Annotated in this window: 24 protein-coding genes; 14 read left to right on the plus strand and 10 right to left on the minus strand. The window is 63.2% G+C overall.

Features of this window, described 5'->3' with window-relative positions; translation table 11 throughout:
- Positions 1 to 77 precede the first annotated feature (77 nt).
- The 5 genes from LGH70_RS04525 to LGH70_RS04545 form a co-directional block, all read right to left on the minus strand.
- Positions 78 to 839, minus strand: coding sequence for an ABC transporter permease (locus LGH70_RS04525; protein ID WP_226183135.1), 762 nt, complete (start codon positions 837 to 839; stop codon positions 78 to 80).
- Between the two features lie 161 nt (positions 840 to 1000).
- Complete coding sequence (locus tag LGH70_RS04530; RefSeq protein ID WP_226183136.1) at positions 1001 to 1894, minus strand: ABC transporter ATP-binding protein; 894 nt, start codon at positions 1892 to 1894, stop codon at positions 1001 to 1003.
- Positions 1895 to 2067: 173 nt separating this feature from the next.
- On the minus strand, positions 2068 to 3828 hold the full coding sequence (locus LGH70_RS04535) for a M14 family metallopeptidase (RefSeq protein ID WP_226183137.1): 1761 nt from the start codon (positions 3826 to 3828) through the stop codon (positions 2068 to 2070).
- Between the two features lie 74 nt (positions 3829 to 3902).
- On the minus strand, positions 3903 to 4337 hold the full coding sequence (locus LGH70_RS04540; protein WP_226183138.1) for a DoxX family protein: 435 nt from the start codon (positions 4335 to 4337) through the stop codon (positions 3903 to 3905).
- Between the two features lie 118 nt (positions 4338 to 4455).
- Complete coding sequence (locus tag LGH70_RS04545) at positions 4456 to 5106, minus strand: hypothetical protein (protein ID WP_226183139.1); 651 nt, start codon at positions 5104 to 5106, stop codon at positions 4456 to 4458.
- Between the two features lie 131 nt (positions 5107 to 5237).
- Here LGH70_RS04545 and surE point away from each other — a divergent pair, with 131 nt between their 5' ends.
- The 6 genes from surE to LGH70_RS04575 all read left to right on the plus strand — a co-directional run bounded on the left by surE (position 5238) and on the right by LGH70_RS04575 (position 11439).
- Positions 5238 to 6122 (plus strand): 5'/3'-nucleotidase SurE, encoded by an 885-nt coding sequence (gene surE, locus LGH70_RS04550; RefSeq protein ID WP_226183140.1) that lies wholly within the window; start codon positions 5238 to 5240, stop codon positions 6120 to 6122.
- Between the two features lie 250 nt (positions 6123 to 6372).
- On the plus strand, positions 6373 to 7374 hold the full coding sequence (locus tag LGH70_RS04555; protein ID WP_226183141.1) for a DUF1028 domain-containing protein: 1002 nt from the start codon (positions 6373 to 6375) through the stop codon (positions 7372 to 7374).
- 11 nt (positions 7375 to 7385) lie between these two features.
- The gene (locus LGH70_RS04560; protein ID WP_226183142.1) at positions 7386 to 7961 is read left to right on the plus strand and encodes a phosphoglycerate mutase family protein; all 576 of its coding nucleotides are present in this window, start codon (positions 7386 to 7388) and stop codon (positions 7959 to 7961) included.
- Positions 7958 to 9169: a hypothetical protein gene (locus LGH70_RS04565; protein ID WP_226183143.1), complete on the plus strand. Its 1212-nt coding sequence runs from the start codon at positions 7958 to 7960 to the stop codon at positions 9167 to 9169. Before LGH70_RS04560 ends, LGH70_RS04565 begins: the two co-directional genes overlap by 4 nt.
- Positions 9170 to 9281: 112 nt before the next feature.
- Complete coding sequence (locus LGH70_RS04570; RefSeq protein ID WP_226183144.1) at positions 9282 to 10676, plus strand: M20/M25/M40 family metallo-hydrolase; 1395 nt, start codon at positions 9282 to 9284, stop codon at positions 10674 to 10676.
- Positions 10677 to 10962: 286 nt separating this feature from the next.
- Entirely contained in the window at positions 10963 to 11439 is a 477-nt protein-coding gene (locus LGH70_RS04575) for a 2'-5' RNA ligase family protein (RefSeq protein WP_226183145.1), read from the plus strand.
- A gap of 111 nt (positions 11440 to 11550) precedes the next feature.
- Here the strand turns inward: LGH70_RS04575 and LGH70_RS04580 are convergent, their stop codons facing one another.
- On the minus strand, positions 11551 to 12384 hold the full coding sequence (locus LGH70_RS04580) for an OmpA/MotB family protein (protein WP_226183146.1): 834 nt from the start codon (positions 12382 to 12384) through the stop codon (positions 11551 to 11553).
- A 240-nt stretch (positions 12385 to 12624) separates the two neighbouring features.
- Between LGH70_RS04580 and LGH70_RS04585 the strand changes: the two genes are divergently transcribed.
- From LGH70_RS04585 to LGH70_RS04595, 3 genes are all read left to right on the plus strand, one after another.
- Positions 12625 to 14379 carry a S8 family serine peptidase gene (locus LGH70_RS04585; protein ID WP_226183147.1) on the plus strand — a complete coding sequence of 585 codons (1755 nt, stop codon included), beginning with the start codon at positions 12625 to 12627 and terminating at the stop codon, positions 14377 to 14379.
- Positions 14376 to 15089, plus strand: a complete 714-nt coding sequence (locus LGH70_RS04590; RefSeq protein ID WP_226183148.1) for a hypothetical protein — start codon at positions 14376 to 14378, stop codon at positions 15087 to 15089. Before LGH70_RS04585 ends, LGH70_RS04590 begins: the two co-directional genes overlap by 4 nt.
- Positions 15090 to 15261: 172 nt before the next feature.
- Positions 15262 to 15858, plus strand: coding sequence for a hypothetical protein (locus LGH70_RS04595; RefSeq protein WP_226183149.1), 597 nt, complete (start codon positions 15262 to 15264; stop codon positions 15856 to 15858).
- Positions 15859 to 16158: 300 nt separating this feature from the next.
- On the opposite strand, the gene LGH70_RS04600 is transcribed toward LGH70_RS04595, so the two are convergent.
- Positions 16159 to 17511, minus strand: coding sequence for a peptidoglycan DD-metalloendopeptidase family protein (locus tag LGH70_RS04600; RefSeq protein ID WP_226183150.1), 1353 nt, complete (start codon positions 17509 to 17511; stop codon positions 16159 to 16161).
- A gap of 105 nt (positions 17512 to 17616) precedes the next feature.
- On the opposite strand from LGH70_RS04600, the gene LGH70_RS04605 reads away from it, so the two are divergent.
- The 4 genes from LGH70_RS04605 (at position 17617) to LGH70_RS04620 (ending at position 20575) form a co-directional block, all read left to right on the plus strand.
- Positions 17617 to 18465, plus strand: coding sequence for a hydroxymethylglutaryl-CoA lyase (locus tag LGH70_RS04605; protein ID WP_226183151.1), 849 nt, complete (start codon positions 17617 to 17619; stop codon positions 18463 to 18465).
- Positions 18466 to 18829: 364 nt separating this feature from the next.
- Complete coding sequence (locus LGH70_RS04610) at positions 18830 to 19564, plus strand: (Fe-S)-binding protein (protein WP_226183152.1); 735 nt, start codon at positions 18830 to 18832, stop codon at positions 19562 to 19564.
- Positions 19565 to 19569: 5 nt separating this feature from the next.
- A complete protein-coding gene (locus LGH70_RS04615; RefSeq protein ID WP_226183153.1) occupies positions 19570 to 20049 on the plus strand; it encodes a hypothetical protein in 480 nt (159 codons plus the stop codon).
- 103 nt (positions 20050 to 20152) lie between these two features.
- Positions 20153 to 20575: a DUF3592 domain-containing protein gene (locus LGH70_RS04620; protein WP_226183154.1), complete on the plus strand. Its 423-nt coding sequence runs from the start codon at positions 20153 to 20155 to the stop codon at positions 20573 to 20575.
- A 122-nt stretch (positions 20576 to 20697) separates the two neighbouring features.
- On the opposite strand, the gene dapA is transcribed toward LGH70_RS04620, so the two are convergent.
- The gene (gene dapA, locus LGH70_RS04625; RefSeq protein ID WP_226183155.1) at positions 20698 to 21567 is read right to left on the minus strand and encodes a 4-hydroxy-tetrahydrodipicolinate synthase; all 870 of its coding nucleotides are present in this window, start codon (positions 21565 to 21567) and stop codon (positions 20698 to 20700) included.
- A gap of 132 nt (positions 21568 to 21699) precedes the next feature.
- Here dapA and LGH70_RS04630 point away from each other — a divergent pair, with 132 nt between their 5' ends.
- Complete coding sequence (locus LGH70_RS04630) at positions 21700 to 22641, plus strand: polysaccharide deacetylase family protein (protein ID WP_226183156.1); 942 nt, start codon at positions 21700 to 21702, stop codon at positions 22639 to 22641.
- A 174-nt stretch (positions 22642 to 22815) separates the two neighbouring features.
- Here LGH70_RS04630 and LGH70_RS04635 read toward each other — a convergent pair whose 3' ends face one another.
- Positions 22816 to 23241, minus strand: a complete 426-nt coding sequence (locus LGH70_RS04635) for a rhodanese-like domain-containing protein (RefSeq protein ID WP_226183157.1) — start codon at positions 23239 to 23241, stop codon at positions 22816 to 22818.
- A 173-nt stretch (positions 23242 to 23414) separates the two neighbouring features.
- The gene (gene ligA, locus LGH70_RS04640) at positions 23415 to 25574 is read right to left on the minus strand and encodes an NAD-dependent DNA ligase LigA (RefSeq protein ID WP_226183158.1); all 2160 of its coding nucleotides are present in this window, start codon (positions 25572 to 25574) and stop codon (positions 23415 to 23417) included.
- Positions 25575 to 25678: the final 104 nt, after the last annotated feature.

A 25678-nucleotide genomic window follows, 5' to 3' on the forward strand; every position in this document is an offset into this window, starting at 1 on the left:
TTTGTGTGGGGCTTATTCGTTGCCTGCTGTAGAGACGCATACTTGCGTCTCGATCGTTGCTGACGCTGTTGACGGCTTTACAAGTCCCGGCTGCGGAGCAGTAGATAGCTCAGTAGCCAGCACAGGCCGATGTAGAAAACGGCCAAGGGAGCGGCCTGGGTGGGCAGCAAGGCCGTGGAGGGGCCGGTGAGGGTGCTGAGCAGTTCCTGACCGGGGGTGGGCGTGAGGCTGTCGAAAATCTTGACCGGAAAGTAGCGGTCAATTTCGTCGGGAGTGGTCAGGCGCAGCAGGGGCTCCACAACCCAGGCGTAGAGGAAAAAGCCCAGAAAGGCCGGGCCGCCCTTGCGCAGCAGAAAGCCTACCAGGCCAGCCACGGAGAGGTAGCCCAAGGCCTGAATGCCGTAGAGCAGCACGGCCCCGATGGTTTCGGGGGCGCGGCCGATGGTTTCGGGCGAGCGGGTGAGGCCAAAAAACAGCCCGACGGCCAGCACGCCCACTACCCCAAAGCCCGCCAGTAGCCCCGACACGGCCAGCTTGCCCTGCACCAGCCCCGCCACCGAGCGGCCATCGATGACCTGCTGGCGGAAGGTGCGGAACTGAAATTCGTCGGTAATGAGAATGATAAGCACGATGCCCAGCAGCAGGTTAAAGTAGCTGGCCATGTAAGCCAGCCGGCTCCACAACTCGGGAAAGGAATACAGGGTGTTGCCAAACTGCTGCCCGTTTACCGTTACGCTGCCCCCCACCGACACGAAGCCCGCCAGCAGCAGCACATACAGCCCCAGAATAACCCAGACGGTCCGGTAGGGCAAAATCTTACGAAGTTCGGCGCGAAGCATGAGAGTAGGGAGGTGGTGAGGTGGGGAAATGGTGAGTTGTCGGGCTGGGGGCACAGAATGGTGAGATAGTGAGGTGGTGAGTTGTGGTTCGAGCTGTGCAAGCCGCGCAATTAGCGCCAGCAGAACGACAACTCGCCCTCTCACCAGTTCACTATCTCAGCTCATTTCGTGAGTTCCAGAAACTGAGCTTCGAGGCTGCGCTGCCGTACTTCCAGGCCGGCCAGCACCACGCCGCTGGCGAAGAGGGCACGGTTCAGCTCGGCGGGCGAGTGGCCGGGAGTCAGCTCGGCGCTGTGGCCGCCCCCGGTTTCGGGGCGCACATCCCGTACCCAGGGCAGCTGGCCCAGGGCATGCAGCAACGATGGGCCCAGCTCGGGCTCCACGCGCAGGACCACCCGGTCGGAAGAAGCCAGAATGCTGCTCACGGGGCCTGCGGCCCGCAGCTCGCCGCGCTGCAGCACCGCCACGTGGGTGCAGACCTTTTCAATCTCATCGAGCAGGTGGCTGGCAATAATGATGGTCTTGCCCTGGGCGGCCAGGCGCTGAATCAGCTCCCGCACTTCGGCAATGCCCTGGGGGTCGAGGCCGTTGGTGGGCTCGTCGAGCACCAGCACATCCGGGGTGCCGAGCAGGGTGGAGGCCAGGGCCAGGCGCTGCTTCATGCCCAGCGAAAAGCTGCGAAACGGGTCTTTTTGACGCGCTGTGAGGCCGGCCAGGTCCAGGGCCGCGTCCACGGTTTTGGGGTCGGCCTGCTTCACGTCGGCGGCCAGCAATAGGTTCTGCCGGGCCGAGAGGTAGGGAAAAAAGTTGGGCGTTTCGAGCAAAGCTCCCACGCGGCGCTTGCTCTGGCTGGACATGGGCTGCCCAAACCAGCGGATCATGCCGCCATCGGCCCGCAGCACGCCCAGGGCTAGGCCCAGCGTAGTGGTTTTGCCGCTGCCATTCGGGCCCAGCAAGCCATACACGCTGCCCGGCTCCACCTGCAGACTCAGCCCGCGCAGGGCCACCGTGCTACCGTAGCGCTTGGAAAGATTATCGAGCTGGAGGATGGACATGGGCTTTGGTTGTTGGGGTGTTGATTGCTACTTGTTAGGGTAGTAAAAAAACGTCATTCCGGGCGAAGCCGAGGAATCTCGTGGGCAATGGTAACCTGATTACTGTGGCAACGTCAGCAGGCGAGGTTCCTCGCAAGCTCGGATGACATTCTGCTTTTGTAATAACTCAATAGCTACTCCACCGGCAAAGCGCCGCCCTGCCAGCGCACCACGGGGTAGCGCAGGTGCGACTTTTCGTAGTTGGGCGACTGACGGTACATAAAGTCGAGCTGGGCGGCCCCGCTGGCGGCAAAAGCGGGGTTGGCGGCCCGCAGCTTGTCCATGCGCTGCTTCAGGGCCGGGTCGCGCTTTAGCAGCTCGGCGGCCACGTCCTCAAACACGTAGTCGGAGAAGTATTCCTTCTGCTGCAGAATGCCGTCGAAAAAGCCCCAGGCGAAGAACGAGTCGGTAGCCTGGGGTTCCAGGGTTTCGATGAGGTAGCGGGCGGCGGGTTGGTCGAGGGTGGCCACGTAGTCGCCGCGGCGGAAGGTGAGGGGCTGCTGCTCGGTGCGCAATTCTACCTTGGTGTGCAGGTAGTGGCCCTCGTAGGGGCGCTGGCCGGTTTTGTAGTCGGCAATGTAGTAGACTTCCGTGGTCAGGGTCGTGTCGCGGGTGAGGCGGCGTAGCTGCACGTTGCTCAGGCGCAGGCGGTCCACCACCTCGCCCCAGGCCTGGGGAATAATGTAGGCTTGGGGCCGCGAGACGCTCACGGTGGGCCGGAAGGTGTTGTAGTAGTTGATGCTGCGGGTGAAGGGCGCTTTCCGGTCGTAGTACAGGCGGGGCTGCCCGCTCACCTCACTGGCCTTGGTTTTGCCCTCGTAACCCCGGAAGCTCACTTTCTCCGCCACGGTGGTATCGAGGGCCCAGGCTAGGGGGAACTGGGTCTGGGTTTGCAGCTGCGCATTGGCCTGGGTGCGGGCCAGGGCCAGGACCGGCGCATCCTGGTGCACGGCCCGGATCAGCAGATCCAGAAAGTCGTACTGGGCCTTCACGCGCGGGGTGTAGGCCTTCAGCATGTGGGTTTCGGTCACAAACCCGATGGTATTGAACAGGGTAGTGTAGCCGGTGGAGTAGCGGGGCGTCTCCAGGAAGCCCTGCAGGCCGCGGGCGTCGGGCGTACGGCCCTCGAAGTCCACGTAGGGCGTCAGGGGCGTCTTGCGCTTGTCCATGCCCCCGTACAGGGCCGGCAGCAGGCGGCGCGTCAGGTACTGGCCCAGCACGGGGTGCAGCTTGTCTTTCTGGGTGGCAATGAGGGTCATCGTGTACTGGTAGTCGGCCCCGTCGGAGGTGTGGGTGTCCACGTACACGTCGGGCTGCCAGCGCTGAAACAGCTGGGCAAAGGCGCGGGCATTGCGCGAGTCCTGCTTGATGTAGTCGCGGTTCAGGTCCAGGTTGCGGGCATTGCCGCGGAAGCCGTAGCTCTCGGGCCCGTTCTGGTTGGCGCGGGTAGTGGAGTTGCGGTTCAGGGCCCCGTCCACATTGTAAATCGGGATGATAACCAGCGTTACATCGGCCAGCTGCCGGCGCAGCTCCTTTTTCTGCACGTAGTCGCGGGCCAGCATCATGGCCGCATCGATGCCCTCGGGCTCCCCGGGGTGAATGCCGTTCTGAATAAAGACCACCCGCCGGTTTTTCTGCCGCACCGAGGCCGGGTCGAAATCCCCGTCGAGGGAAACCACCACCTCGTGCAGGGGCAGGCCGATATCGGTGGTGCCGGCCTCACGCAGCGTTATTTCCGGGTAGGCCGCGTCGAGACGCTGGTAGTAGGCAATGCACTCGGCGTGGGTGGTAGTCGTGTTGCCGTTGCCTTTTTCAAAGGGCGTGCGCCAGTCGGCTCCCGCCGAAGAAGTGGGGCCGGAAACGGCCAGAAGCGTGGAAAGCAGGAAAGCAAGCATGCGGGCGAAAGTAGCAAAGAGCCGCGAAGCTAAAGCTAAACTGCCGGTTTACGCCCGGCGCCCGCGCGGGAGTATTAGTACAGGCGGCGCCGGGCCGGAAACAGTACCTGGTCGAGGCTGTACTTGCCGGGGCCCACGAACAACAGGCCCAGAAACAGAATAGCCGACTCCAGGGCGTGGGAGTAGGCCTGAAAGGCGTCGCCGCTGAGCAGGTGCATGAGCGTGGCCATAATCATGGTGCCCAGCAGAAAGGCGCAGGCCACCCGGAAAAACAGGCCCAGCGCCAGCAGCTGCCCGCCCACGGCTTCGGCCAGGGCCGCCACCAGGCCCCAGGCGGCGGGAGCAAAGTCGAGGCCGACCATTTTCATCACGCCTCCTACTTGCGTCCACATTGCCGGGCCGCCCATTAGCTTGGGGTAGCCATGAATGGTGAACATCACCCCAATCCCGATGCGAAGCAGCAAAAGGCCCAGATCGTGGTAGCGGTAGCGGTTTTCAAACAAGACCATATGGCAAGGAAGGGATAGTCGACGGGGCTTGGGAGGTGAGGAAAGAGGTATATAGCGGTACCACCATCGTTGCCAAAGTACAAGAATTATGGTGGAATCCCATATGCCTGCGGATGAGCTAGCGCACCCGCACCCCGATAATGCGGGTGGCCGGCGGAATGTCGGCCGTACTCATGTCGGTGCCGTGGCCGGCGGGCAACGATTTTTCGTCCAGAATCCAGCCTATACGCATCTGGCCCGATATGGCTACAAAATCGTCCTCGTCCTGCCGCACGCGGGTGAGGCCGTATACCTGGCGGGCTGCCCCGAACGGCGAGCCGACGCCAATGCCCTCGGCCGTGCGGTACTGCGGGTCGTACACCCGGATGCGGCGCAGGGTAAACACCGAATCGGGGCCGCTGATAAACTCCAGAATGGTTTCCGGGGCCTTGGGCTGCTGGGCGTCGCGTAGGCGGTAGGCCGGGTAGGTAACGCCTTTATATTGGTACGAGGTTTTGGTGAGCTGCCCGGCCGGCACCACGGCCAGCAGCTCCTGCTCCTTCATATTCAGGCGCAGGCGCCCCACCTGGCTCGGGCTGATCAGGTGCAGCGAATCGGGGAGGCGGGCCCCCGACGAAGATGGCTCCAGCGCGGCCGGGTCGGTGGCGCCGGTGCCCCCGGCGAAAGGAGCCTCCGCGCCGGCCGACGAGGCCGGGGTGCGGCCCGAGGGCGAGTCGCAGGCGCCCAGCGAGAGGAGCAGGGCCGCGCAGAAAAAGGAGTAGTTGGTCATGGTTGGCAGAAAATACGGCGGCAATGCGCCGCGCGTTGACGTATAGAGCAGCTTTACCTGCTGCTAACAACCCAAACCCGGGCCTTGTGTACCTTTGCCCGCCTATTCTTTCCCTTAAAACCAAGCCGCCCGTGCCTACGAAAGCCCGCAAACCGCTGATTCTGATTTCCAACGACGACGGCATTACCGCCCCCGGCATTGCCATGCTGGTGCGCGTGATGCGCCGTATCGGGGAAGTAGTGGTCGTCGCGCCCGACTCGCCCCAGTCGGGCATGGGCCACGCCATCACCATCGGCACCTCCCTGCGTCTCGACCCGAGCACCATTTTCGAGGGCATCGAGGCCTACGAGTGCAGCGGCACGCCCGCCGACTGCGTGAAGCTGGCCAAGAACGTGGTGCTGAAAGACCGGCGGCCCGATCTGGTGGTGTCGGGCATCAACCACGGCTCCAACTCCTCGGTGAACGTGCTGTACTCGGGCACCATGTCGGCCGCCATTGAGGCTGCCATCGAGGGGCTGCCCGCCATCGGCTTCTCCCTGTGCGACTATGGTCACCAGGCTGATTTTTCCCACACCGAGGAGTGGGTGGAGCACCTCACGCGCCAGGCGCTGGCCAATGGTATTCCCGTGGGCACGGCCCTGAACGTCAACTTTCCCAAGAAACAGGCCGCACCTATTGCCGGCGCCAAGCTCTGCCGCCAAGCCCGGGCCAAGTGGAACGAGGAGTTTGACCTGCGCTACGACCCGCACAACCGGCCCTACTACTGGCTGATCGGCAAATTCGAGAACGAGGACAAAGGCGAGGATACCGACGAGTTTGCCCTGACCCACAACTACATTTCCATCGTGCCCTGCCAGTTCGATCTGACGGCCCTCTACGGCCTGGCCCAGATGAACGAGGACTGGCAGCTGGCCCTGGAAGGGGAGAAGACCGCGCCGCCGAAAAAAACGACCTCGCCGCAGCCCGCCCGGAAAGCCAAAGCCGCGCCGGCCGCCAAGAAGGCCACGAAGAAGTAAGCCGCACTACGAATGGTCACGAGCCCCGAAACCACCTTTCGGGGCTTGTGCCGTTTAGGTGCATGCCAGCCCAAAGCCCAGCGGTGTGGTTGTACCAAAGCAGGCTGTACCAAAAATCAATTGGTACAGCCTGCTTTGGTACAAACAATCTACGGATGCAATCGGTCCACTTGCCCGAAGCAGCCTCGCGTGCCCAGATGCGTTTGTGCTTTATCTTCCCGGCCCGATTCACGCTACAGCTCCTTTCTTCATGCTCCCGAATTTTCGCTTTTTCACGGCGGCCCTGCTGGCTTTGGGCCTGGGCCGGGCCGCTACTGCGCAGGTCTACACGGCCTCCGACCCGCTGGCCCACACTTTTTCCATCGTGGCCCGCGACCCGGCCACCGGCGACATGGCCGTAGCCGTGCAGAGCCACTGGTTTTCGGTGGGCACGGCCGTGAGCTGGGGCGAGGCCGGTGTGGGCGTGGTAGCCACCCAGTCGTTTACCAATAAGTCGTTCGGCACCCGCGGCCTGGCGTTGCTGAAAAGCGGCAAAACCGCCCAGCAGGCCCTCGACGAGCTGCTGAGCACCGATGAAGGCCGCGACGTGCGCCAGGTAGCCATTGTGGATGCCCGGGGCAACGTGGCCACCCACACCGGCAAAAAGTGCGTGGATCTGGCCGGCCACCAGAAAGGCAGCCAGTTTTCGGTGCAGGCCAACATGATGCTCAACGACAAGGTGTGGCCCGCCATGGCCCGGGCCTACGAGCAGAACGCCAAACTGCCCTTCGCCGAGCGGGTGCTGTCGGCGCTGGAAGCGGCCCAGGCCGCGGGCGGCGACATTCGCGGCAAGCAGTCGGCGGCCCTGCTGGTGGTGCGCGGCAAGGCCACAGCCGCACCCTGGGACGACCGGCTCATCGACCTGCGGGTGGAAGACCACGCCGCGCCCCTGCCCGAGCTGGCCCGCCTGCTGCGCCTCACCCGCGCCTACGACCACATGAATGCCGGCGACCTGGCCGTGGAAAAAAACGACATGCCCAAGGCCATTGCCGAGTATGAGGCGGCTGAGAAGATGTTTCCGGAAAACTTGGAAATGAAGTACTGGCACGCCATTACGCTGGCCAACAAGCAGCAGGTGCCCGCCGCCCTGGCTTTGCTGAAGCCCATTTTTCGTGCTGACCCCAACTGGCGCATCCTCACCGAGCGGCTGCCCAAAGTCGGCCTGCTGACCGTGTCGGCCGCCGAGCTGCAACAGATTCTAAGCCTGAAATAAGATCTTCCCCTATGAAACCGACCTTTTCTCTGCCCCGGCGCGCCGCTTCCTTCGCCGCGCTGCTCCTCGTGGCCACCAACCTGCTGCTGGGCTGCGCGGCCAGCAAGCCCGCCGCTGCTCCGGCTACTACGGTCTACATCGTGCGCCACGCCGAAAAAGACCCCACGCCCGGCCTCGCCGACCCGGCTCTGACCCCGGCCGGGGAGCAGCGGGCCCAGGCCCTGCGCGAAAAGCTGGGCCGGGAGCCTATCGTGGCCATTTTCACCACCAACACCATCCGTACCCGCACCACGGCCGCGCCCCTGGCCACGGCCCTGAACCTGACGCCCCAGGTGTATGATGCCCGGCAGCTTGGCCCCTTGGTCGAGCGAATTAAGGCCGAATATGCGGGCAAGAAAGTGCTGGTCGTGGGCCATTCCAACACCATTCTGGAAACGGTCGAGGCGCTGGGCGCCCCGCGCCCCGTGCCCACCGTGGCCGACGACGAGTTCAGCAACCTGCTGGAAGTAACCCTGCCCGCTACCGGCACTGCCACCGCGAAGGCCCAACCCTACGGCGCCGCGTCGGCAGTACCCGCCAGCAAATGAGCCGAGTGCGCCTGCTGCTCCTGGGGGGGCTGCTGAGCGGCAGTTGCGTGTCGGTGGCCCAGGGCGTGACCCAGCCCGCCGACCCGGCCCGGCCGCCGGCCGTTGTGGTCGATACCCTGGCCCGCAAGTTTAGCCTGGTGGGGCCCCTGGATAGTGCGACCCGCCCCAACCAGCTCGTGCACGAGCGGTATCCGGGGCCGCGCCGGCTGCGGGGCACCATCGGCAAGCAGCCCGTGACCATTGAGCTGGACTCGGCTAATAGCAGCTACACCGGCGCTTTTTACTACGACCGGTCGGGTCGGTGGCTGGAAGTGCGCCTCGATGCGCGCCCGGGGGCCCGCACATTACATCTGTGCGAAACCCCGGCCGGGGACTTGACCGGCCGCCTCCGCCTGCCTGCCAAGGCCCCGGCCCAGCTGAAGGGCACCTGGGAAAATGCCGACGGCCGGCACCAGTACCCGTTTGTGCTGCGTGAAACCTACGCCGGCGCGGCCCGCTACGAGCAGGACCTGTGGGAAATGGTGCGCTACACCGTTCGGCGCGATACGAGCTACATTCCGCTGGATTCGGCCTTTTTTCACCAGCTCTACGTGCGGGTCAGCCTGCCCAATAACCCGGTGGCCGAGCAGCGCCTGCGCCGGGCCCTGGCCGCGCCCTTTGCCCCCGAGCTGATGCCCCTGTACCTGGATACCCTGCTGGCCCGCCGGCAGCTGCAGCACAACGGCTACCAGTTTCACGGCGTCGGCGACGTGGTCTACAACGGCCACAACCTGTTTTCCGTCCTGCGCGTGTCGAGCTTCCAGCAGGGGCCCGACTACCACCCGCACGAGTGGTACGACGGCACCACGTTCGATTTGCGCACCGGCCAGCGCCTGCGCTTGGCAGATCTGCTGGTGGCCGGCTACCAGAAACGGCTGCTGGCCCTGTTCCGACGGGGCCTGAAACGGGCCCTGGCCGCCGCGCCCGGCTATGGGCCGCTCGGCGGGGCCGCGCCGCCGCTGCCCGTCGGGGGCTTCGTGCTGGCGCCGGCGGGCCTGGTCTTCACCTACGACGACCGGGACGCGGCCACCCTGGGCGAGCCGGGGGCTGGCCACGCCGACCGGTTTCTGGAAGTAGTGCTGCCCTACGAGGAGCTAGTGCCTTTGGTGCGCCGCACCGGGCCGCTGGCCCCGGTCCTGCAGGAGCGCGGTTTGCTGCCAAAAAAGTAGCCGCCTTACGCAGCCCGCCCATCTTTCCTGTTACCTTAGTCCGCCGCCAAACGCCTTTTTCGGCGGCTGGAGGTTTGTTCTACCGTTTTCTCTTCGCTGAATTTCGTTGCTTATGCGCGTATTATTTCGCCGCGGGCTGCTCCTGGCCGGCCTGGGCTTCTTCACGTTATCGGCTCAGGCCCAGACGGCGGCCAGCCTCAAATCGGACTCCCTGAACCTGCGCAAAATCTACAATGAGGCCCTGCTCAACGGGCAGAGCTACGAAAATCTGCGCTACCTCACGGGCACTATTGGGGGGCGCCTCAGCGGCTCGCCCCAGGCCGAGCAGGCCGTGCAGTGGAGCAAAACCACCATGGAAAAGCTCGGGCTCGACCGGGTGTATCTGCAGGAGGTGATGGTGCCCCACTGGGTGCGCGGGGCCAAGGAAAAAGCCGAAATCAAGGGCGACAAAGGCAAGGGCATCGACATGAGCGTCTGCGCCCTGGGTGGCTCGGTGGGCACCAACGGCAAGCTCAAGGCGCAGGTAGTGGAAGTGAAAAGCTGGGCCGAGCTGGCCGCCCTGCCCGACGACAAGGTCCGCGGCAAGTTCGTGTTCTTCAACCGGCCCATGAACCCGACCTACATCGAAACCGGCCAGGCCTACGGGGAAGCCGGCGACCAGCGCCGCAACGGGGCCATCGAAGCCGCCAAGCGCGGGGCCGTCGGGGCCCTGGTCCGCTCCCTCACGCTGGCCCACGACGACTTTCCCCACACCGGCACCATGCGCTACGACGAGAAGGTAAGCAAGATTCCGGCCGCGGCCCTGAGCACCAACGGCGCCGACCAGCTCAGCCAGCTGCTCAAAGCCAGCCCCGGCCTCACCTTCGAGCTGGAAATGGCCTGTGAAACCCTGCCCGAAGTGAAAAGCTACAACGTGGTAGGCGAAATCAAGGGCTCCAAGTACCCCAACGAGGTCATCGTGGTGGGCGGCCACCTCGACTCCTGGGACCTGGCCCAGGGTGCCCACGACGACGGCACGGGCTGCGTGCAGAGCATTGAGGCGCTGCGCCTGCTGAAGGCGTCGGGCCTGAAGCCCGAGCGCACCGTGCGGGCCGTGATGTTCATGAACGAGGAAAATGGGGTGCGCGGCGGCAACAAATACGCGGAGCTGGCCAAGGCGGCCGGCGAAAAGCACCTGGCGGCCATCGAGTCGGACGGGGGCGGATTCACGCCCCGCGGCTTCAACATCGAGGCCCCGGCCGCCACGGTTAAGAAGGTTCAGCAGTGGCAGCCGCTGTTCCGGCCCTACGGCAGCACCGAATTCAAAGCCGGCCACTCCGGCACCGACATCGAGCCGCTGAAAGACCAGACCAAAGCCCTCATCGGCTACGACTGCGACGACCAGCGCTACTTCGACATTCACCACACCGCCGCCGACACCTTCGACAAGGTGAACCGCCGCGAGCTGGAACTGGGCGGCGCCAGCATGGCCTCCCTGATTTATTTGCTGAGCAAGTACGGCTTGTAAGCTTTAATGCGCTGATGCCTGTGTGTCCTTGCGAGCGGCGCGGAGCCATCCGGCCGCCGCGAAGGACTAAGCAACCTTATACCCAGAAAGCCCTTTTCCGTTAGCATACGGGAAAGGGCTTTTTACTTGTGAGGGTGCAGCACATTTCAGCGGGCGGATGGCTTCGACTTACGGCTCGCAAGGACACGCAGTAGCCCGCTTCACACATTCAACACGGTAGCACATTTAGCATATGTTCCTTGTCGCCATACTCGCCCCTGAGCCGGTTTTCGCGGACGTCTGGGCCATGAAACAAGAGGTGCACCAGCTCACCGGCAGCCGCAATGCGGTGCGCCTGCCCCCGCATATCACCCTGATTCCACCGTTGCGCCAGCCCGATGCCTATGAGGCCCAGCTGCGTACGGCCCTAGCCGAATTCGCTCAGACCCAGGCCCGCTTTTCGGTGGGGCTGCAGGATTTCCGGTGGTTTGGCAACCGCACCCTGTATGTGCAGGTGAGCCGCCCCGACGCCGTGCAACAGTTTCACGCGGCTCTTACGGCGTGGTGCGCCGCCCACCTGCCCGAAATACCCCGCGAAAACCGCCCCTTCACGCCCCACATGACCCTGGCTACCCGCGACCTGCCCGCCAGCGCCGTACCCGAATTGCGCCGCCTGTTTGCCACCCGGCACTACCAGGCTACGTTCGAGGTGCGCAGCTTCGTGCTTTTTCGCCACGACGGCCAGCAGTGGCGCAACGTGCAGGAATTTGAGCTGCCGGGCTAAAAGCAAAAAGGCGCTGCTTCCCAGAAGCAGCGCCTTTTTCAAACAGTGCTGGCAAGAAATCCGGCAGCGGACCATTCACACAATCAGACCAATCCGCCGTAATCCTTGGTTCTAATTGGCCTCCAGAATCTGGAACAGCTCGTCGAGCTTGGGCGTCAGGATGATTTCGGTGCGGCGGTTCAGCGACTTTTCGGCCGGCGTGGTGTTGGCGGCTACCGGCACGTACTGCGAGCGGCCGGAGGGCGTCACCTGGGCCGGGCTCAGGCCCGAGTCGGTCAGGATGCGGGTGATTTCTGTGGCGCGCAACACGCTCAGGTCCCAGTTATCCTTCATGCCCAGGGTGCCTTTGGTAATCGGCACGTTGTCGGTATGGCCTTCTACCAGCACGTTCACGTCCTGATTGCCTTGCAGGGCCGTAGCCAGCTTTTTCAGGGCTTCCTGGCCCTTGGGGTCCACTTTCGTCGAGCCCGACTTGAACAGCAGCTGTTCCGATAACGACACGTACACCTTGCCGTTTTTCACGTTCACCGTGAGGTCCTGGGCGTTGAAGCCGAGTAGGGCGTCGCCTACTTTCTGGCGCAGCGCCTTCACGGCGGCATCTTTCTGGTCCAGAATGCGCTGCATTTCGGCAATGCGCTCTTCCTTGGAGCGCAGGTCGGCGGAAAGGCGGGTGTTGGCCTGCTGGGCGCCGCTAAGGTTGTCGTTGAGCTGATTCACCTGCTGGTTCTTGTTGAGCAGGTTGGAGCGCAGGGCATCTTCACTGCGGGCTTTTTCCTGCTCCAGGGCCGTTTTCTGGGCCTGCAGCTGCTCCCGCGACTTGGTCAGCTCGTCGTACTGGCTTTGCAGGGTGGTGAATTTCTTTTGGGACACGCAGCCGGTATTCAGTACTAACAGGCTGGCGCTAAGGGCGAAGGCAACGGTGGGGCGAAGGAAGGAGCGGTTCATATATGATTAAATACGGTGTACTGCGTTGAGCCCCTTCAAACGGCAGGGAATGAGCCTGAGTTGTCGAGCTTCCGGCCAGCCGTTACGGAGTTTCCCGGGCCAAGCAACGGAAAATGGGCGGCAAAAAACCCATTTTCGCGGGCTCGTCGTACCTTCCGCTTCCATCTCCCATCCCATATTGCTTTGTTGAAGGGTATTCGTTGGTCTGCTGCCCGCTGGGGCCAAGTTGCTGCCTGCTGTTTGCTGCTGGGCGGTCCGGCGCTGCAAGCCGCGCCCACGCCACCGGCCGCGCCCGTGGCCCGCTACTGGGTGCGCCTGCGCCATAAGGCCGGGGTGCGGTTCGACCCCGCCACGTACTTTTCCCCGGCGGCCCAGGCCCGCCGTCGGCGCCAGCGCCTGCCCGCCGCCGACAGCACCGACTTTCCCGTGCGGGCCGACTTTCTGCGCCAGATCAGGGCCACAGTCGATTCCGTGACGCTGGTCAGTCGTTGGTTTAACGCCGTGGCCTGCCACGCCACGCCCGCTCAGGTCGCGCACCTGCGCCAATTACCGGGCGTGGCCAGCGTGGAGCAGTGGGAGAGACGCCCGGGATTGGCCGCCGGGCAGCCCGGCACGGCTGAGCGGGGTACGCCTACCATTTCGGCCGACGACCGGCAGCTGGCCCGCCGGCAGACGGCCAGTCTGGGCGGGCCGCTGTTTCAGCAGGCGGGGCTGGCCGGGCAGGGGCTACGCATTGCCATCTTCGACGTAGGTTTCGTGGGCGCCGTGCGCCATCCGGCTTTCGAGCAGGTGCACCGCGAAAAGCGCGTGGTGGCCACCTACGATTTCGTGCGCCGCAGCCCCAACGTGTTTGTGGGCGGCACCCACGGCACCGAGGTTTTTTCGTGCATTGCCGGCCGGCTGCCCGACGGTACGCCGCTGGGGCTGGCGCCCCAGGCCGAGTTTCTGCTGGCCCGCACCGAGCGGCTGACCCGTGAAATTTACGCCGAGGAAGAAGCCTGGCTGGCCGCCGCCGAGTGGGCCGACCGCAACGGGGCCGACATCATCAACTCCTCGCTGGGCTATACCGACCGGCGCTACTTCCCCGAGCAGATGAACGGGCACACCAGCCTGGTTTCGAGGGCCGCCGAAATGGCCGTGCGCAAAGGAATCTTGGTGATAAATGCCGCCGGCAACGACGGGGAAGACCCCGACTGGCATACCATCGGCACGCCCGCCGACGCCGACTCGGTACTGACCGTGGGGGGCCTCGACCCGGACACTTACCTGCATATCGACTTCAGCAGCTACGGCCCCAGCGCCGACCAGCGCCTCAAGCCCAACGTTATTGCCTTCGGGACGGTGCTGGCCGCCGCGCCGGGTGGCTACGTGCGCACCCAGGGCACGTCCTTTTCCAGTCCGCTGCTGGTGGGCTTTGCGGCCTGCGCCTGGCAGCACAACCGCAGCCTGACCGTAATGCAGCTGTTTAAGCAGCTCCAGGCCAGTGCCGACTTATACCCGTATTTCGACTACGCCCACGGCTATGGCTTGCCCCGCGCCAGCGCGTTTCTGGACCCCAAAAGTACTGCTGGGGCCGCGCCGCCTACCGTCGACTTTATTCGCCAGGATACCGTGCTGGCCGTGCTGATCCGGTCCGAGGCGGCCGTTATTCCGGCCCAGGTGCTGCCGCTCTATTCCGATTCCGTGGCGCTGGTGGGGTCGGCCCGGAAGGTGCCGGCCGTGGGACGGGAGGAGCTGGCGCCGCCGCTTAAGCAGCAGGGCGAGCGGCAGCTCACCCAGAGTCAACCCAGCCAGGAGCCCGAGCCACTGGTGCCGCTGGTGCGCCCCGGCTACCTCTACTGGCACGTGGCCGACCGGCGCGGCGTGCTGCGCTCCTACGAAGTGCGCGAAGTAACGCAGCGGGCCGTGCTGCAGATTCCGTTGCGTACCCTGCAGTCCGGCGACACGGTGCGGGTGTGCTACCGGGGCATTACCCAAAGCTATTCCAGGCCATGAGACGACGCCTACTACTGCTGACGGCGGCTTTGACGGCCGTAATTGTGCCCATCCAGGCTCAGCGTATTCTGCTCCAGGAGCAACCCGGGGCCGATACGGTGCGCAGCGTGTTTGGGCCCAACCGGGCATACTACAACCACTTCTACCTGGGTTACGGCCTGGTGGCGGGGCCAGCCGCGGGGCCGGGAGCCGCGCTGCGCTACGGCAGCTCCGCGGAATTCGCCCTGGGCCTGCGCAACAAGTTCCGGGTGTCGCAGCGGCTGGCGGTGGGGCTGGATCTGCGCTACACCCGGGTGGCCTACCACCTGGCCCAGAACGCGCAGAAGCTCGTGCCCAACGCCGCTCAGCATCACCGTGAATACCTGGCTCTGCCTCAAGCCCAGCTCGAAGGCTTCGTGCGGCTCAACCAGGGGCGGCGCGGCAACGTTATTGGCCGCTACCTGGACGTGGGCGGCTGGGGCGGCTGGGTTATCAGCACCACGCACTACTACGAGGACCGGCCAGGCCAGGGCGCCAAGCGCGTGACGGTTTCCGAGCACGGCCTCGATTTCCTGCGCCGCTGGAGCTACGGGGTCGGCCTGCGTCTGGGGTCCAGCCGCTACGCCCTGAGTGGCCGCTACCGCCTCTCCGACGTGTTTCGGAGCCCGGCCGGGCAGGCGTATCCGGAGCTGCCGCGCTGGGTGCTGGGACTGGAATTAGGCTGGCTTTAATTTGTAAAATACCCGGCCGCGAAAAGGCAACCTTCGGCCCGTTTTTTGGGTACACGCAACCAACAACCCTGCTTTGGTACAAAATTGGCAGTGAACCACTGTCCAGTTAGCAAGGCTGCTCGGGACTTTTGTACTTTGCCGAACTGAATAGAAGATGGTTGATTACCCCACAATGAAGAAACTTGTTCTCCCGGCTGCTTTTGCGGTTTTGTCGCTGCACCTGACCTCGTGTATCAACACCGAGCGGGAAGTCGGCACCTCGCAGAATGCGGATAAAGTGTACACGCCACCCACGGCGACCAGTCGCCTCAACAGCCGTACCGTGCTCAATACGGTGCGGGCCTCGCATTATTTCTCCAATACTAAGACCAAGGATAACTTTATCCTGCAGCTTCAGGGCCCTAAAATCCTGAATGCCCAAGCCCGGTTCATCATCGTCAACAGCGCCGGCGACACGCTGCGCAAAGAGGTGATGCCCGCTACGGCCCTGCTCGACGAGCGGGAACTGGAAGATCCGCAGGCCGCTACGGTGCGCGACAAGGAAATTGCCATTCTCAAGGGCATGAATAACTTCTTCCGCGAAGACCGGTTCACCCAGCCCGCCGTGCCCAAAACTGCCGCCCAGCCCGCCGAAGTTGATGCGCAGTCGTGGTCGGCCGTGAAGGAGGACACCCGCGCCGTGGGCTTCGACTACATCACCGTCGGAGGGAAAGAGCGCCGTATTGCCTACGCCAAAAAGCTGCAAAAAGCGGTAGTTATTGCCGAGTAGGCCGGCTACCCAACCCAGCATAAAAAAGCCCCGCTGCTCAGGCAGCGGGGCTTTTTTATGCTTGATACATACCATTTTAAAGCCAGTTGTATCAAGTGGGATTTGCAAGGAATAAAACAAGTCGAATACGTTTCATAAATATCTTGTAATCATTTGTGTATGGGCTGGAATATGAATAAATACATGTAGTCGGATTAAGCGAATTTGCCGCATGTGTATTTATCAGCAGTCCGTAGCAAACAATACGGCCTGCTGCCGCTATATTGGGGCTGAGCGGATAAAAAGTGAAGCACAAGTAAGCTAGCCTTTCGTTGCCAGCGTGGTGGGCAGCCAGCCAATTGCGCCGGAAGCACTGCGCACCAGCCGAAACCCGCGAAACTCACCCAGCACCGCTACCTGGGCCCGGGCCGGTAGCGTATCGAGGGGCACGGCTACAGCAGTGGGGTTGGCGTAGAGGTCGGCGGACGAAGCTAGGGCCTCATTGCGCAGAGCGGGTGTGGCGGCGGGCACCACCGCCTCGGCGGCCACGTAGCCGATACGGCCGTCGGGCTGCTCGACCCGGTACCAGCTGGCCTGACTGCCAAGTACGAACAAGGGAGTGTTGCGGGGCATGGCCGCTACCGCCACTCCTTTCGCGGCCGGACTGCGGCGTAAGGTGGCTTTGGCGCGCACCCGCACCCACTGGCCCAGGCGCTCGGGCTTGGTGCTTGGGGCGGCGGGCAGGGCATCGGCTTTGCGCACGAACGGGAATGGGTCGACGGCGCCGCGGCCGGAGCGGTACACCCCAAAGTGCAGGTGGGGGTTGGTGGTACGGGCGTTGCCGGTGTTGCCCACCAAGCCCAGCGTGTCGCCGGCCTTTACCAGCTGACCGGCCTGCACCAGTTGTTTGTCCAGGTGCGCGTAGTACAAATGCTGGCCGTGCTGGGTGTCGGCCAGCCACACCACTTTGCCGCCGCGCGGCGTGTCGCCCACGCGGGTTATCAGGCCGGGCACGGAAGCCACGGCGGGCGTGCCGCGCTTGGCGAAAATGTCGATGCCCTCGTGGCGGCGGGCTCCCTGGTCACGGTCGGCGCCCCAGAAGCTACCCACGGCTACGTCGTTCTTGCCCTTCACCGGAAATCCCAAGGAGGGTGCCCGCTGAATGCGCAGGGTATAGCGTCCCGAGCGCAGCAGCTCGGGCTGCACGCGCAGCAAGTGCTGTTGGTCGTCCTCGGCGGCGTAGCTGAACGAGAGGGCCGTGGTGTCGGCGGAGGCGACGGGGCTGGGCAGCTGGTTGGGGCTCAGCTCGTAGGCATCCAGAAACACGTGGGCATCGGTGCCGGGAGCCAGCGTGAGGCTGATGTTGATCTGCTCGCCGGCCCGCACGGCGTAGCGGTAGGAGGCCGCCATGGCCCGGTCGGCGCGAAACAGACCGGTTTCCTGGAAGGGCAGCGTCACGACCAGCGAGTCGCGCAGGGCTCGGTCGGCGGCGGCCAGCCAGTCGCGGCCCAGGGCCGTCTCGTCGAGGTGAGCCTGGCGCAGGCGGCGCGCATAAGCCTCGTGGGGCGTGCTTTTCTGGAAAATACCCTGCAGCGTTTGCTGTTGGCTGCAGGCAGTGGTAAGAAGCAACAGGAGAAAAAGCCGAAACAGGGGGCGCAGGGAAACCAGGGGCATTCGCGGTGGTTAGAAGGAGGAACGGATACGTACAAGGGAAACCCCGATTTCCGGGTAGAAGGTTCTACTTTCCTACTTTTGCCGTTCCACCCAACCTTTCCTCCTATGAAGCTCATTGAATGCCCCCGCGACGCCATGCAGGGCCTGACCGAGTTTATTCCGACGGCTGCCAAAACCAGCTACCTCAACGCCCTGCTGCGCGTGGGCTTCGACACGCTCGACTTCGGCTCCTTTGTGTCGCCCAAGGCCATTCCGCAGCTGCGCGACACGGCCGAAGTGCTGGCCGGCCTCGATTTAAGCCAGACCCGCACCAAGCTGCTGGCCATCGTGGCCAACCTGCGCGGAGCCGAAACGGCGGCGGCCTACCCCGAAATTCAGTACATCGGCTTCCCGCTGTCGGTGTCCGAAACCTTCCAGCTGCGCAACACCAACAAGACTATTCCCGAAGCCCTGGCCGAGCTGGCCGCCATTCAGGAGGTGTGCGAGAAGGCGGGCAAGACGCTGGTAACCTACCTGTCGATGGGCTTTGGCAACCCGTATGGGGACCCATGGAGCCCCGAAACCGTGGCCGAGTTCACCCAGCAGCTGGCCGATATGGACGTGCGCATCGTGGCCCTGTCGGATACCATTGGGGCGTCCACAGCCGAAACCATCGAGCCGCTGTTTCGCCAGCTGATTCCGGCTTTTCCGGCCATCGAGTTTGGAGCCCACCTGCACACTACGCCCGGCACCTGGCGCGAGAAGGTGCACGCGGCCTATGCGGCCGGCTGCCGCCGCTTCGACGGGGCTTTGGGCGGCATCGGGGGCTGCCCCATGGCCGCCGACGAGCTGACCGGCAACATGCCCACGGAAAATCTGGTGGCCTACTTCTCCGAAATCGGGGAGAAAACCGGCCTCGACCCCAAAGCCTTTACCGAGGCCTGGCAGGCGGCAGGCTCGGTGTTCCATTTCTGATTAGGAACACATGTCAGATACTACTAACTCGAAGCCCATAATTGGCATTGAATTCTACAACGAGCAGGTTGCAAAGCTGACGTTGTGGATAGAACTATCCTGTATTGAGGTCATTTTGGAGGCTGACACAGAGTATCGGATAGAATCGGATGAAACCGAATACAGGATAGAATTCAGGAAGGATAATTTCATAGTTTTTTACTTACAGTACCGCTTTGGACCGAAAGTTTTCAAACGGCCATACTCCAAGGATTTTCAAAACTTGCCTGCCTGGGAGTTGATTGAAGACTACTCGGATATATAATTTCGAACCTGACCCTGCCTGTTGATTTCTCCACTCTGGCAACTACCACAACCACACGCCATGCCTACTGCCGTCGACCTGTTTATTCCCTGCTTCGTGGATCAGCTTTTTCCCGATACTGCCATGAACATGGTAAAGGTGCTGGAAAAGCTGGGCTGCGAGGTGCACTACAACGGCAACCAGACCTGCTGCGGGCAGCCAGCCTACAACGCCGGCTACAAGGCCGAAAGCTGCTCGGTGGCCACCAAGTTTCTGCGCGACTTTCCCTCCGACACCGGCCGCTACATCGTGAGTCCGTCGGCTTCCTGCGTGGGCATGGTGCGCAATACCTACGCCGAGCTGTTTGAGAACACGCCCGAGCAGAAGCAGTACCACAGCGTGCAGCGCCGCATCTTCGAGATGACCGAGTTTATCGTGGACGTGCTCGGCGTGTCGGCTATTGCAGGGGCCCAGCTGCCGGGCAAATACACCTACCACGACTCCTGCTCGGCCCTGCGGGAGTGCGGCATCCGGGAGGCCCCGCGTCAGCTGCTGGATGCCGTGCAGGGCCTGGAGCGGCTGGAAATGGCCGAAACCGAAACCTGCTGCGGCTTTGGTGGGACCTTCGCCGTGAAGTTTGAAGCCATTTCGGTAGCTATGGCCGAGCAGAAAGTGGAGCACGCCCTGGCCACCGGCGCCGATTACCTCATCAGCACCGACACCAGCTGCCTGATGCACCTGGACGCCTACATCCGCCGCGAGAAGAAGCCCATCAAGACCATGCACGTCGCCGACGTGCTGGCCAGCGGCTGGTAGGCCTCATGGCGACCAGCTTCGTCAATTACCAGGGCCACGGCTTCTGGTGCCTCGACGCCCATTTGGAAGTCTGGCTGGGCTATGCCGTGGAGGTGCTCGCCAGGCGGGGCCCGGCGCTACCGCCCTGGCTCCTGCAGCTGCGGGAAGAATGGTATTTGCAGGCTAGCGTGGGCTTTACGGGGTGCATCGAGCTGGGCTTGGACGAGACGCTCACGGATGCCGGTCGATTAGCTGCCGTGCAGCAAGTGGCAGCGGCTACCAATCAGCTACTGGCCGCGCACGGTAGCCACATTCCGGCCCCGGTGCTGAACTCCCGGCCCACGAATCCCGAGGGCAGCAGATGGCACCGCGCCGTAGCTACGGCCGATTTTCTAACGGTGGGGTATTTACTGCAAGCCCTGCTGGCTGGCCAACTGACCACCACCGCCAGCAGCCCACTCGACTATCTGGCCCCGGAGCAGTGGCGCCGGCTGGGGCAGCGCTGAATTAACTAGCGGCTAGGACCAGGCGGAATTCATCGGCTGCCGCGAAAAAAAAGCCCATCAGAACTACCTCTACAGCTGTCAGTAGCTCCGCTCGTTTTTCGGTATGATTCAGAAAGAACTGCTTTTTGGCCTTGTCACGCTGATTAATGTCGGCTTGGCCGTGAGCGAGCTGCGCAAATATTTACGCCATCGGTACCTGCGGCAGTTCGGAATGCAGGCTGCCGCTACTATCCTGGTAGCCCAGCAAATCCGGCAGAAGAACAAGCCGATTATGCGGCTGGATATTGAGTACCGCGACGAAGCGGGCCAGCGCCAGCAGGCGCGGGTTGTTGCGCCCGACTCCGAAGATTCGTTCGACTACCTGGTGGGCAATGAAGTAGTCATCCGCTACGACCCGCTGCGGCCGGCGCACTGCGAGACGGAAGACGTTTTGAATCGGGGGTGGTGGGAGTCGCCTTTGGTCTTGACCTTACTGCTATTGGCGGGTAGCGGTTTTATGCTGGGTATTACCTTGAAATGGTGGTAGATATATCTTTTCCCAATAAAAAAGCCCTTTCCCGCACGAGCAGGAAAGGGCTTTTCAGTAAAGCGCATTCAGCACATTTCAGCGGACGGATTGCTTCGTTGCTCGCCAGGACACGAAGCACCTTACAGCAGCTTCTGAATCCGTTGCTTTAGGCCTTCGGTGGCTTCGAGCAGGGGCAGGCGGGCGGCGGCTGAGCACAGGCCTTGGGCTTCGAGCACCGCTTTGACGCCGACCGGGTTGCTTTCCTCGTACATCAGCGGGTTCAGGGGCAGGAACTCGAAGAGGAGCTTGGTGGCTTCGGTGTAGTTGCCGGCCAGGGCCAGGCGAGTCATGTCGCTCATGCGCTTGGGAAAGGCGTTGCCCAGCACGCTGATAACGCCCTCGGCTCCGAAGGAAATCATGGGCGTAGTCAACATATCGTCGCCGCTGATGAGCATGAAGCCCGCGGGCTTGCGGGCGGCAATAGCCATGCATTGCTCCAGGTTGCCACTGGCTTCCTTGATGCCGATAATGTTGGGGTGCTGGGCCAGGCGCAGCGTGCTTTCCGCCGACACGTTGGAGCTGGTGCGGCCCGGCACGTTGTAGAGAATGATAGGCAACGGGCTCAAATCGGCCAGGCGCAGGTAGTGCTGCACGATGCCCTGCTGGCTGGGCTTGTTGTAGGCCGGGCTGGCCGAGAGAATAGCCGTAATGCCGGTCAGGTCGGTGGTGCGCAGCAGGGTTTCGAGGCCGGCCGTGTCGTTGCCGCCAATGCCGTACACGAGCGGCACGCGGCCGGCCACGTGCTCTTTCACGATGCGTAAGATTTCGGCTTTTTCGTCGGCCGTCGTCGTGGGCGACTCGGCCGTGGTGCCATTGATGACGAGGTACTCAACGCCACCGTCGATGCAGAAATCGAGCAGGCGGCGCAGGGCGGGGTAGTCGACGGCGTGGTCGGGGGCGGGGGTGAAGGGCGTGATGAGCGCAACGCCCGTGCCGCGAAGTTTGTCCATGCGGGGAATTAGCTGTTGTTTTGTGACTTGGAAGGTCCGCGGCGAAGATACAATGCTCTTGGTCAAGGTCGGCTTCCGGCATTTTCTCCCCAAAAGTACCTGGTCTGGCACTCTGCCGCCGCAATTGTCCGCATGATTTTGTTCCGTACCCCGCTTTTCGCGGCCGCCGCAGCCCTGGCCGCCAGCTCATTTCTCACCGCCTGCGACACCAAGCCTGCCACGGCTTCCGAAACCGGCAGCCCCACGGCCGAAGCCATAGCCTCGGATTCGGCCGCCACGGCCGCCGCTATGTCGGGCACCACGGCCACGGCTACCGACGAAGCCAACGCCACACCCGCGCCCGACCCGAGCAGCATTCCGGCCAATAAAATTGCCGACGCGGCCACCATCACGGCCCGCCCCCAGGTTCCGATTCTGTGCTACCACCAGATTCGCGACTGGCGCGCCAAGGACTCGAAAAATGCCAAGGACTACATCGTGCCGGTGCAGCAGTTCAAGGACCAGATCAAGATGCTGGCCGACTCGGGCTACCACACCATTCTGCCCGACCAGCTCTACGCCTACCTGACCACCGGGGCCAAGCTGCCGAGCAAGCCCATCATGCTCACCTTCGACGACACCGACCTCGACCAGTTCACGGTGGCCCGCCCTACGCTCGACAAGTACGGGTTCAAGGCTGTGTATTTCGTGATGACCGTGAGCCTGGGCCGCCCCAACTACATGAGCAAGGCGCAGGTAAAGCAGCTCTCGGACGAGGGCAACGTCATCGGCTCCCATACCTGGGACCACCACAACGTGAAGAAGTATCAGGGTGAGGACTGGGTAACCCAGATTGAGAAACCCACCAAGACCCTGGAGGAAATCACCGGTAAGGAAATCAAGTATTTCGCCTACCCCTTCGGCCTGTGGAACCCCGAGGCCATCCCGCAGCTCAAGCAGCGCGGCATGGTGGCAGCCTTCGTGCTGGCCGAAAAGCGCGACCAGCAGGACCCCTTGTTCACCATCCGCCGCATCATTGCCAGCGGCTACTGGAAGCCCCGTACCCTGCACAACAGCATCGTGCAGAGTTTCTAAAGCTTCCGCCTGTTCTTGCGAGGCACGAAGCAATCCGCGTCCTCTGCTGCTGGTGATAAACACTCTTGTACCAGAAAGCCCTTTCCTGCTCGTGCGGGAAAGGGCTTTTCACTTTAGAAGGCACGGCACATTTCAGAAGATGGATTACTTCGCAAGCTCGCAATGACAGCAGCTCTACTCCGTCTTTATTCCTGCGGCTTTCAGTTCCTTAAACGCGCCGGCGTTGACCAGCTTGCGGAAGCCCTTTTCCTGCATCAGCACCGTGGCCTTGCCGCTGCGGTTGCCGGAGGCGCAGTAAAGCACGTAGGTTTTAGTCGTGTCCAGCCCAGCCAGCAGGGAGGGGAAGTTCGGGTCGCGGAAGTTCAGGTTCTGGGCTCCGGTCAGGTGGCCGGTGGCAAATTCCTCGGGCGTGCGCACGTCGAGTACGACGACATCCCGCTTCTTGAGCAGCTTCTGGGTTTCGGCCGGGGGCGTGATGGGGCGGCTGGGAACGGCCGAAGCCGGAGCGGCGGGGGCAGCCGGAACAGTGGTTTGGGCGAAGGCCGAAGGGGCACTAAGCAGCGCGCTGAGCAAGGCGACCGAAAAGACAGTGCGAAACATGAGCAACGGAAGTAAAGTCGGGAAGGGGAAAGAGGGCAGGCTGCCGCGGGCAAAAAGCGGGCCGCTTGGGGGCGCTACAACCGTGAGCCGGGGTGGGAATTGACCGGCCCTGCAGCAAGGCGCGGTCCGGCTCACGGTTGGGGCCAATACCACCGGAACAGTGGTTTCGGCCGCTAAAATAAGGAACCTTGCTGACCTAAATCGTTTGCAGTGCCCGAGGGTGCCCGAAAAGTCTCTTTGGAAGCTGTTTCCGCGCTGGAATCAGGGTTTTGTGGGGCTAAAATATCTTCCGCCTCGTCGTTTTCTACTTCGTTCGGAATCATGGCCAGCAAGTCGGTTTCCGTAATGATGGGCACTTTCAGCTCCGTGGCCTTTTCGCGCTTGGCGGGGCCCATTTTGTCGCCGGCCACCAGGTAGCTGAGCTTCTTGCTGATGGAGCCGGTAATCTTGCCCCCGTTCAGCACGATCAGCTGCTGCAGCTCCTCGCGGCTGTGCTGCTCAAACACCCCCGACAGCACGAACGTGAGGCCCGCCAGCCGGTCACTGACGGCCTTAGGCGCCTCGCCCGTTAGGGCCAGCTGCACGCCCGCGGCCCGCAGCCGCTCAATAATCTGCCGGTTGGCTTCTTCCTGGCTCCAGGCGGCCAGGCTCACGGCAATGACGTTGCCGACCTCGGGCACGGCGGCCAGCTCGGCGGCCGAGGCCTGCAAAAGGGCGTCGATGCTACGGTAGTGGGCGGCCAGCTTCTCGGCCACGGTTTCGCCTACGTAGCGGATGCCCAGGCCAAAGAGCACCCGGTCGAAGGGCACTTGCTTGCTGGCCTCCACACCCGTGAGCAGGTTCTGGATAGACTTTTCGCCCAGGCGCTCCAGGCCCGTCAGTTTCTCGGCCGTGAGGTCGTAGATATCGGCCGGGGTGCGCACCAGGCCCAGGTCGAAGAAGCGGGCCACGGTTTCGGCCCCCAGGCCGTCGATGTTCAGGGCCTTGCGCGACACATAATGCTCCAGCTTAGCCTTGAGCTGGGGGGCGCAGCCCGTGTCGTTGGGGCAGCGGAAGTGGGCTTCACCTTCGGGCCGGATGAGTGGCGTGCCGCAGGCCGGGCACTCGGTGGGGTAGCGGATGGGCTGGCTGTCGGCGGGGCGGGCGGTAAGGTCGACGCCAGTGATTTTGGGAATGATTTCCCCGCCTTTCTCCACGAATACCATGTCGCCCAGGCGCAAATCGAGGGCGGCAATCTGGTTGGCGTTGTGCACCGAGGCGCGCTTGACGATGGTACCGGCCAGAGGCACGGGCGTGAGCATGGCTACCGGTGTCACGGCCCCGGTGCGGCCCACTTGGTACTGAATTTCGTTCAGGCGGGTGCGGCCGGCTTCGGCCGGGTACTTGTAGGCAATGGCCCAGCGCGGACTTTTAGCCGTGAAGCCCAACACTTCCTGCTGGCGGAAGTCGTCCACTTTAATCACGATGCCGTCGGTAGCCACGGGCAGCTCAAAGCGCTTTTTCTCCCAGTGGTGAATAAAGTCGAGCACTTCGGCCATCGACCGGCACAGGCGCCAGGTGTCCGACACGGGCAGGCCCCAGGCTTTCAGGGCTTCCAGCGAGGCGCTGTGCGTGGGAAATACGCCGCGGGCGGGGCTGAGGAAGCTGTAGGCAAAAAAGCGCAGGCGGCGCGCGGCCACCACGGCCGAGTCCTGGAGCTTGAGCGTGCCGCTGGCCGCGTTGCGCGGGTTGGCCAGCAGAGCTTCGCCGTTCTGCTCCCGCTCCTTGTTCAGGTCGTCGAATACGGGCAGGGGCATGAAGATTTCGCCGCGCACCTCAAACTCGGCGGGCTGGGCCGGGCCGGCGGCACGCAGGTGCAGCGGCAGGTTCTTAATGGTGCGCACGTTGCTGGTCACTACGTCGCCGCGGGTACCGTCGCCGCGCGTCACGCCCTGGGTGAGCTGGCCGTTTTCGTAGGTCAGGCTCATGGCCACGCCGTCGAACTTCATTTCGCAGACGTAGGCAAACTCGGCGCCCTCCAGGCCTTTGCGCACCCGCTCGTCGAAGTCGCGCAGGTCGGCTTCGGAGTAGGTGTTGCCCAGGCTCAGCATGGGGTACTTATGTTGGGCCGTCGGGAATTGCTTGGTGATGGTGCCGCCCACGCGCTGGGTGGGCGAATTGGGCAGAGCCAGCTCGGGGTACTGCTTTTCCAGCTCTTGCAGCTCGGCCAGCATCTGGTCAAACTCCTGGTCCGAGACTTCGGAGGTATCCTGCTGATAATATTGGTGGTTGAGGTGGTGCAGCCGCTCGGTGAGGGCCGTGATTTTCTCCTGGATGGCAGTGGTGTCGGACATACATCGGGGCTGAACCCAGAGGTGGATAAGAGTCGGAAGCGCAAAAAGGACAACGATTCAGCCGGCTAAAAATACGGGGGCCGGACCGGTTTCGGCCACCCGAG

The organism is Hymenobacter nitidus, assembly GCF_020447315.1.
Classification (GTDB): domain Bacteria; phylum Bacteroidota; class Bacteroidia; order Cytophagales; family Hymenobacteraceae; genus Hymenobacter; species Hymenobacter nitidus.

Coding starts and splice junctions, on each gene's coding strand:
- LGH70_RS04555 (WP_226183141.1), top strand. CDS start 6,373: ATGCTCCCGAATTTTCGCTTTTTCACGGCGGCCCTGCTGGCTTTGGGC.
- LGH70_RS04525 (WP_226183135.1), bottom strand. CDS start 839: ATGCTTCGCGCCGAACTTCGTAAGATTTTGCCCTACCGGACCGTCTGG.
- LGH70_RS04545 (WP_226183139.1), bottom strand. CDS start 5,106: ATGACCAACTACTCCTTTTTCTGCGCGGCCCTGCTCCTCTCGCTGGGC.
- LGH70_RS04635 (WP_226183157.1), bottom strand. CDS start 23,241: ATGTTTCGCACTGTCTTTTCGGTCGCCTTGCTCAGCGCGCTGCTTAGT.
- LGH70_RS04530 (WP_226183136.1), bottom strand. CDS start 1,894: ATGTCCATCCTCCAGCTCGATAATCTTTCCAAGCGCTACGGTAGCACG.
- LGH70_RS04565 (WP_226183143.1), top strand. CDS start 7,958: ATGAGCCGAGTGCGCCTGCTGCTCCTGGGGGGGCTGCTGAGCGGCAGT.
- LGH70_RS04600 (WP_226183150.1), bottom strand. CDS start 17,511: ATGCCCCTGGTTTCCCTGCGCCCCCTGTTTCGGCTTTTTCTCCTGTTG.
- LGH70_RS04570 (WP_226183144.1), top strand. CDS start 9,282: ATGCGCGTATTATTTCGCCGCGGGCTGCTCCTGGCCGGCCTGGGCTTC.
- dapA (WP_226183155.1), bottom strand. CDS start 21,567: ATGGACAAACTTCGCGGCACGGGCGTTGCGCTCATCACGCCCTTCACC.
- LGH70_RS04595 (WP_226183149.1), top strand. CDS start 15,262: ATGAAGAAACTTGTTCTCCCGGCTGCTTTTGCGGTTTTGTCGCTGCAC.
- LGH70_RS04620 (WP_226183154.1), top strand. CDS start 20,153: ATGATTCAGAAAGAACTGCTTTTTGGCCTTGTCACGCTGATTAATGTC.
- ligA (WP_226183158.1), bottom strand. CDS start 25,574: ATGTCCGACACCACTGCCATCCAGGAGAAAATCACGGCCCTCACCGAG.
- LGH70_RS04610 (WP_226183152.1), top strand. CDS start 18,830: ATGCCTACTGCCGTCGACCTGTTTATTCCCTGCTTCGTGGATCAGCTT.
- LGH70_RS04540 (WP_226183138.1), bottom strand. CDS start 4,337: ATGGTCTTGTTTGAAAACCGCTACCGCTACCACGATCTGGGCCTTTTG.
- LGH70_RS04615 (WP_226183153.1), top strand. CDS start 19,570: ATGGCGACCAGCTTCGTCAATTACCAGGGCCACGGCTTCTGGTGCCTC.
- LGH70_RS04560 (WP_226183142.1), top strand. CDS start 7,386: ATGAAACCGACCTTTTCTCTGCCCCGGCGCGCCGCTTCCTTCGCCGCG.
- LGH70_RS04575 (WP_226183145.1), top strand. CDS start 10,963: ATGAAACAAGAGGTGCACCAGCTCACCGGCAGCCGCAATGCGGTGCGC.
- LGH70_RS04630 (WP_226183156.1), top strand. CDS start 21,700: ATGATTTTGTTCCGTACCCCGCTTTTCGCGGCCGCCGCAGCCCTGGCC.
- LGH70_RS04535 (WP_226183137.1), bottom strand. CDS start 3,828: ATGCTTGCTTTCCTGCTTTCCACGCTTCTGGCCGTTTCCGGCCCCACT.
- LGH70_RS04590 (WP_226183148.1), top strand. CDS start 14,376: ATGAGACGACGCCTACTACTGCTGACGGCGGCTTTGACGGCCGTAATT.
- LGH70_RS04580 (WP_226183146.1), bottom strand. CDS start 12,384: ATGAACCGCTCCTTCCTTCGCCCCACCGTTGCCTTCGCCCTTAGCGCC.
- LGH70_RS04605 (WP_226183151.1), top strand. CDS start 17,617: ATGAAGCTCATTGAATGCCCCCGCGACGCCATGCAGGGCCTGACCGAG.